The following is a 1,786-nucleotide window of genomic DNA, read 5'->3' on the forward strand; positions in this document are numbered from 1 at the left end:
GGGGAGCCCGCAGAATTCGGAAAAAATCGTACGCTAAGGTTTTCCGGGCATCCGTAAGGGCCGAAACTTCCCGTCTTCCAGTCTGCGGCTCTGCCGCCAGACGTAATCGCCGGTTAGGTTGATGTGCTCCCAGCCCAGCGGCGACAGGAATTGCAGCAGCTCGCCGTCCACCGGCTTGCCGGCCTCGACCAACCCCTGGGTGGCGCGTTCCAGGTACACCGTGTTCCACAGCACGATAGCCGCCGTCACCAGGTTGAGGCCGCTGGCCCGGTAGCGCTGCTGCTCGAAGCTCCGATCCCTGATTTCCCCAAGGCGGTTGAAGAACACCGCCCTGGCCAGCGAGTTGCGCGCCTCACCTTTGTTCAGGCCGGCATGCACGCGGCGGCGCAGTTCAACACTTTGCAGCCAGTCCAGGATGAACAGCGTGCGCTCGATCCGGCCCAGCTCGCGCAGGGCCACGGCCAGTCCGTTCTGGCGCGGGTAGCTGCCGAGCTTGCGCAGCATCAGCGAGGCGGTGACGGTGCCCTGCTTGATCGAGCTGGCCAGGCGCAGGATGTCGTCCCAGTGGGCACGCACGTGCTTGATGTTCAGGGTGCCGCCGATCAGCGGGCGCAACGTCGGGTAGGCTTGCACGCCCTGCGGCACGTACAGCTTGGTTTCGCCGAGGTCGCGGATGCGCGGCGCGAAGCGGAAGCCTAGCAGGTGCATCAGGGCAAAGACGTGATCGGTGAAGCCGGCCGTGTCGGTGTAGTGCTCCTCGATCCGCAGGTCGGACTCGTGGTACAGCAGGCCGTCGAGCACATAGGTGGAATCGCGGACGCCGACATTCACCACGCGGGTGCTGAACGGCGCGTACTGGTCGGAGATATGGGTATAGAACAGCCGTCCCGGCTCGCTACCGTACTTCGGGTTGACGTGCCCGGTGCTCTCGCCCCGGCCACCCGCGCGGAAGCGCTGGCCATCGGAGGATGAGGTCGTGCCGTCGCCCCAGTGGGCGGCAAAGGCGTGGCGATACTGGTGGTTGACCAGCTCGGCCAAGGCCGCCGAATAGGTTTCGTCGCGGATGTGCCAGGCTTGCAGCCAGGACAGCTTGGCGTAGGTCAGGCCGGGGCTCGACTCGGCCATCTTGGTCAGCCCGAGGTTGATCGCATCACCGAGGATTGCGGACAGCAGCAACGTCCTGTCTTTGGCCTCGGCCCCGTCCTTCAAGTGGGTGAAGTGGCGGCTGAAGCCCGTCCAGTCGTCCACGTCCATCAGCAGTTCGGTGATCTTGATGCGCGGCAGTAACTGGCTGGTTTGGTCGATCAGCGCCTGCGCCCGATCCGGCACCGCCGCATCCAGCGGGGTGATTTTCAGCCCTGACTCGGTGAGGATGGCATCGGGCAGCTCGTTGTCCTTGGCCAGGCGGGTGACGGTGGCCAACTGCTCGTCCAGCAGCTGCAAACGCTCTTCCAGGTACTGGTCGCTGTTCGGGTTGATCGCCAGGGGCAGGGCCTGCTCGCGCTTGAGTGCGGCGAACTTCTCGGCCGGCAGCAGGTAGTCGTCGAAGTCGCGGAACTGCCGCGAGCCCTTGACCCAGATGTCGCCGGAGCGCAGGGCGTTCTTCAGCTCGGACAGGGCGCAGATTTCGTAGAATTTCCGGTCGAGGCCTTCCGGGGTGATCACCAGCGGCTTCCAGCGCGGCTTGATGAAGGCCGTGGGTGCATCGGCCGGCACCTTGCGCAGGTTGTCGGCGTTCATCTCACGCAGGGTCTGCACGGCTGCCAGCACGCCTTGCGCGGCCGGC

Annotated in this window: 1 pseudogene; it reads right to left on the reverse strand. The window is 65.4% G+C overall.

Features of this window, described 5'->3' with window-relative positions:
• Positions 1–33: 33 nt before the first annotated feature.
• Positions 34–1,786, reverse strand: a pseudogene (locus J9892_RS15320) (Tn3-like element TnAs1 family transposase); the annotation flags it as partial.

The sequence above is a fragment of the Aeromonas sp. Prich7-2 genome, assembly GCF_017939255.1.
In the GTDB taxonomy this organism is placed as follows: Bacteria; Pseudomonadota; Gammaproteobacteria; order Enterobacterales; family Aeromonadaceae; genus Aeromonas; species Aeromonas caviae.